General features: G+C 65.9%; 5 protein-coding genes. 2 read left to right on the forward strand and 3 right to left on the reverse strand.

Annotated elements, in window-relative coordinates:
- Together VFV09_12795 and VFV09_12800 are read left to right on the forward strand one after the other, a co-directional pair.
- Nucleotides 1-1,375 (forward strand): O-antigen ligase family protein (locus tag VFV09_12795; GenBank protein ID HEU4868591.1); only part of this gene is annotated, 1,375 nt, incomplete at its 5' end.
- Nucleotides 1,348-2,349, forward strand: a complete 1,002-nt coding sequence (locus VFV09_12800; protein ID HEU4868592.1) for a Wzz/FepE/Etk N-terminal domain-containing protein — start codon at nucleotides 1,348-1,350, stop codon at nucleotides 2,347-2,349. The genes VFV09_12795 and VFV09_12800, both read left to right, overlap by 28 nt.
- 4 nt (nucleotides 2,350-2,353) lie before the next feature.
- Here the strand turns inward: VFV09_12800 and VFV09_12805 are convergent, their stop codons facing one another.
- The 3 genes from VFV09_12805 to VFV09_12815 all read right to left on the reverse strand — a co-directional run bounded on the left by VFV09_12805 (nucleotide 2,354) and on the right by VFV09_12815 (nucleotide 4,818).
- Nucleotides 2,354-2,815, reverse strand: coding sequence for a DUF1801 domain-containing protein (locus VFV09_12805; protein ID HEU4868593.1), 462 nt, complete (start codon nucleotides 2,813-2,815; stop codon nucleotides 2,354-2,356).
- 96 nt (nucleotides 2,816-2,911) lie between these two features.
- A complete protein-coding gene (locus VFV09_12810) occupies nucleotides 2,912-3,805 on the reverse strand; it encodes a hypothetical protein (GenBank protein HEU4868594.1) in 894 nt (297 codons plus the stop codon).
- Nucleotides 3,805-4,818 carry a sulfotransferase gene (locus VFV09_12815; GenBank protein ID HEU4868595.1) on the reverse strand — a complete coding sequence of 338 codons (1,014 nt, stop codon included), beginning with the start codon at nucleotides 4,816-4,818 and terminating at the stop codon, nucleotides 3,805-3,807. Before VFV09_12815 ends, VFV09_12810 begins: the two co-directional genes overlap by 1 nt.
- Nucleotides 4,819-4,914: the final 96 nt, after the last annotated feature.

The following is a 4,914-nucleotide window of genomic DNA, read 5'->3' on the forward strand; positions in this document are numbered from 1 at the left end:
CATTACATTCTGCCTGGTGGCCGGCGCCTCGGGCCTGGCCGGAATCAGCGGGATGGCCGGCCAGAACAAGCTAGCCTTCGTCCTGCCGCTCGCGGTGGCGCTTGCCCTGGCACTCGGCCTCCTTGCGATCACCCGTTTCGACGCCTACGTCTTGGTTCTGCTGGCGGCTCGGGCCAGCCTCGACCTGGCCCAGCTCTCCGGGTCACGCGGCGGTGGCGGGCTTGCCCGGGCGATCGACCCGGCCGGCCTTCTCGGAATTCAGTTCATCGTCCTGGCGACCTTCTGGCTGGCGGCGCAGTACCGTGCCCGGACCCTCGAACGGCCCTCCCCTCTGGCCCAGGCGCTGAGCGTCTTCATCGCAGCTTGCGGTCTCAGCCTCGTGTCGTCGCGGGACCTGCTCCCCAGTGCGATCGAGCTGTCCCGGGTCCTCACCGCCGTCGTCATGTTCGTCGTGCTGGAGCAGCTGATGACCAACCCGATCCTGCTGCGCCGGGGCCTGATGGCGGTTTACGCATCGGCGCTCTTCCCGCTGGCGTTCACTGCATTCGGTTTCCTAACCGGCAACCCCAGGAACGAGGGGAAGGGCGGATTCCTCAGGATCATGGGCCCCTTCAACCAGTCCAACACCTTCGGGCGGTATCTGATGCTTCTGACGGTCTTCGGCGTGGCGCTCTGGCCCCACCTGGAACCGCCCCTCAAGAGGTGGATGACCGGCATCCTCGCCGGCTGCGCCGTCTGCCTTCCGCTCACCTACACCCGGAGCGCGATCATCGGCGCCGGCCTGGGCCTGCTGGTGGTCGGGCTACTTCAAAGCAAGAAGCTCATCCTGGGGCTGGTGCTGGCTTCAATGCTTGCTCTGGCCCTGATCCCCCAGCTCGGTTCCCGCTTCTCCCAGCTGGCCGAGGCCTCCGAGAGCACGACCCACAACGGCAACTCGCTCCAATGGCGCCTGGACTACTGGGGCGAGGTGGTCACGCTTGCGCGGCGCAGTCCGGTCTGGGGAATCGGCCTGGGCCAGACCCAGCGCCTCACCGAGGCGCAGAAGCAGCCGCACAACGACGTGCTGCGCGCCTTCGTCGAAACCGGCCTGCTCGGACTGGCCGCCTATCTGCTCAGCCTGGCGGCGATGGCGAGGGTGGCCTACCTTGCAGTAACCGCGACCGCAAAAAATCGCCACCAGATGTCCATTCGAAGCGGCGTGGCGGTAGGCTTTGCAGGTTGTGTCGTGGCGTTCATCTCGGTGAGTCTTGTTGCCAACGTCATTACCAACGTGGTGAACCTTTGGTATTTCCTAACATTTGCCGCCGCGGCCTCGTGTGTCGCCCGGAGTAGCGAGAGGACGAGCCAGTGGAGATCAGCGACTATCTCAACTTAGTCCGCAAGCGGATCCGGCTGTTCCTCCTGGTTCCGGTCCTGGCCGCTGCACTGGTCGTCGTCGCCATGCTTTTGACCACCGACGAACGCTACGTCACGAACGCCACAGTCACGGTTTCCAGCCTCGGAGGCGCCGCCGGGAGCCAGTTCACCGGCGCGCAGGGAAACCGCATGCTGCTGGAGACCTTCGGCGCCGCTGCGGCGACCCCGACCGTCCTGCAGAAGGTGTCGGAGAAGACCTCGGTTCCCCTGGAGACGCTGCAACAGCCGGGCTCGATAACCGTCGCCCCCATCGGCGAGAGCAGCCTGGTGAGGGTCACCACCCGCATGCCGGAGAAGGAGAAGTCGGCTGAGGTCGCCCGATGGGTAGCGGCGGAGTCGATCAAGTTCCTTTTGGAGCCGCAGGTAAACCTCGCCGGCCAGCTGGCCGAGCAGTCCCAGAAGACCGTGGCGGAGACCGAGGGCCAGCTATCGGAGCTCGGTAAGTCCTCGGGCCTGGCGCTCGGCATCCCCGACTACGAGATGAAGTCCCGCGCCGTGTCCGCCCTGCGGGAGGAGCAGCTGCGGGCCAGGTCGCTGGGCAACACCAGCCTGGCCTCCAGCCTGCAGGGCCCGATCGACGCCCAGAGTGCCGAGCTGGCGGCGCTGGCGCCAAAGATGGCCCAGTTCCAGACCCTTTCCGAGCTGAACAAGCAGGCGCTGGCCCGGGTCAACGCCGCCCGGGCAACCGAGGAGCAGGCGAAAGCTCTTCAAGCCTCCGCCGAGGCCGGCGACCTCATAACGCTGGGCGAGCCGCAGAGGGTTCCGATCGGTCCGATGATCCTTCGCCGGGCACTCGGCGGTTTGGGCGCCGGGGTGTTCATCGCCGCTTTGATCGTGATCCTTCTGGAGTTCCTGGCCCGAAGCGCCCCGGTCCGAAAGCCCGTCCCCGAGAAGGCGCCGCTGGGCGAGGAGCCCGAACCGGAGCCGTCCTAGAGGCTCAGCTCACGGCTTTCTTCACGAGCGCACGGATCTTTGCCTCGTTGGTGGCGGTCAACTTTGTCACTGCGAAGCTGACCGGCCACATCGAGCCCTCGTCCAGGGTCGCATCGTCGCTGAAGTTGAAGGTCGAGAACCTCGACTTGAATTTGTCTGCGTTCTGGTAGAAGCAGACGACCTTGCCGTCCTCGTTGGCGTAGGAAGGCATCCCGTACCAAAGTTTGGGCGTGAGGTCCGGCGCGCTGGCTTTGACGATCTCGTGCAGCTGCTTGCCCAGGGCGCGATCCGGCTCGGGCATCTCATCGAGCTTTGCCAGCACGCCCTTTTCCCCGTCCGCCTTGTTCGCAGCGGCCTTTATCTCCTTGGCGCGCTCCTTCATCGCGGCCCGCTCCTCGGCGGTAAATACCTGGGACGTTTTCCGGGTCGCACCGCTCCCGGTAGCTGTCGCTTTTTTGGCTGTCATCGATTCCTCCCTGATTAGGCGGGTGATGTCTATGTCCAAAGGATAGGTGTGCACAGTGCCCCAGCGCTTCTCGATTCCTGATCGGTCGGGCGCAGCTCAGAGAGAGTCGAACCTGGCCTGCAGCTCGTCGCACAGGGACCGGATTCGTGGGTCTATCTCCAGGTCGGGCGCCTCCGAGGGGTGCCGCGGCTCGATGTGCTCGGCAAACCGCCGGTCCCAAGGACAGCCTAGAAAGGCGCAGATCTGCTGCGTCACCTCGTCCGGGAACTCGATGAGCCGGTCGTAGGAGACCGGAAGGACGTCGCTCCGCCGGTCCAGGCCGAGCTCGAAGAAGAGCGAGTTGCGGATGAACCAGAACAAGGCGGCGGCGCTCGCCGGCGACATCATGTCGAAGTCGAACGAGCTCACCAGCTTGCGGTTCTGCTCCGACAGCCCCCCGGCCTGCCAGAGCCCGTCTCCGCGGCCTGCCGCGATCTGCGTCAGCGCCTTCAGGTTGGCGTCCCCGAACTTCGCCAGCGCCGACCGTACCCGGGGGTCGACCCGCCGGTGGACCCACAGCGCCCTTCCCGGAGTTGGGTCGCCCAGCTGCTCCAGCAGTTCGACCGCCCGGTGCGAGTCGCACAGGGGCTTGAACAGAACCCACCGGTGCCTGCTGCCGGCGACCAGCGGGGCAATCTGGTCGACCGGGCGTATCCGGAACTCGGTGAAGGCACGCTTGTCGTTCTCGTTGAACACCTCGAACTCGGGGCTCGACCGAAAGCCCCGGGCCACCATGTTCGTGCCGGAACGCTGCACGCCGAAAAGGAACACCGGCACCGCGGAACCAGCGGGAACCGGGTTGGCCCTGGCCCAGCGGGCCCTGTCTGCGGCGTGGCGAAGTTTGGTGACCGGGTTGAGCTCGTCCTCCTCGATGAGGCGGGCGAGGCCCTGGCTTCTCACCCAGGCCAGATGGCGCAGGACCCGCCGCATCTGCGGCGCAGGGCCCGCCATCAGTGGGCCTGTGGCGCCTCTATCCCCAGTGGTCGAACCTCCCGGCTGCCGTTGATAGGAGAGCAGGTGCGGTAGCCGTGGAGGCGAAGCATCTCGGCCTGGATGGACTCGATGGTGGCAACTGCATCCGGAGAAAGCTGGTTGCGCCAATTCTCCTCGCAGGGCCGGCACCGGCACCGGGAGACCGCCTGCATCCAACGCTCACTGTGGGGCAGCGCAGCAAAGCTCTTGATCTCGGCAAGGAGCTCCATGGGCTGGGCGACGAAATCCTCGTAGGTGACTTTCATGACCCGGTTGGGGGAGACCGTCGACAGTCCCCTGCTCGTCACCTTCAGCTCCTCCACCCAGCTCCGGGCGCGCAGCTCCCAGGGGTCCCGGCCCTCCGCCTCCCACCGGACCGGCGTGGTCCCGTTCCACCAGACGGTCGACTCGGGCCACCAGTCGACGGTGGCGAGGGACTGCGCCACGGACCGCCCGTCCCGGACGATCTCCAGGAACCGTGCGTCGGGGAAGGCCTCGGCCAGCAGGGGAATCCTTCGGTTGTTCGCCACCCGCTTGTTGACGAAGAACGTCCCACCCGAATACCGCTGGATGGCCCTGAACGCCTTCCGGAGCTCGTCTACCGCTTTGGGGGAGACGTCGGCCGGGTGAACGATCTCCTCTTCGCCGAGACCTGCACGACGAAACAGCGGCTCGCCCTCCACCGGAGTCGGCAGAAGCCTCTGGCTCAGACTACGGACGCTGCCGTAGACGTAGGCGTTGGAGTCGTCCCCGAACCACGCCCGATGCCTTGCCTTCGGAAGCAGCGTGGCCAGCGGGTTGATCACCGCCAGGGCCCTCACCGCCGGCGCAATACGGTTCCAGTTGGAGATCCAGGCGCTTTCGGGGTGCAGGCACAACATCTTGTAGACCAGGGTCGTTCCAGAGCGCGGGGCGCCGACCAGGAACAGCGGCCCGGCCGGCTTCGCCGGTGCGGCTGTAGTTAGTGACGAAAAGGTGCGCTCATCCAACATCAGTGATATCCAAGCTCTCGGAGCAAACGGCCTGACCGAACTCTGAACAATAACCGCAATAGAGGGTCGAGTTCCTCCTTGTGTGCCCCCACCCGG

Source organism: Actinomycetota bacterium (assembly GCA_035759705.1).
Classification (GTDB): Bacteria; Actinomycetota; CADDZG01; order JAHWKV01; family JAHWKV01; genus JAJCYE01.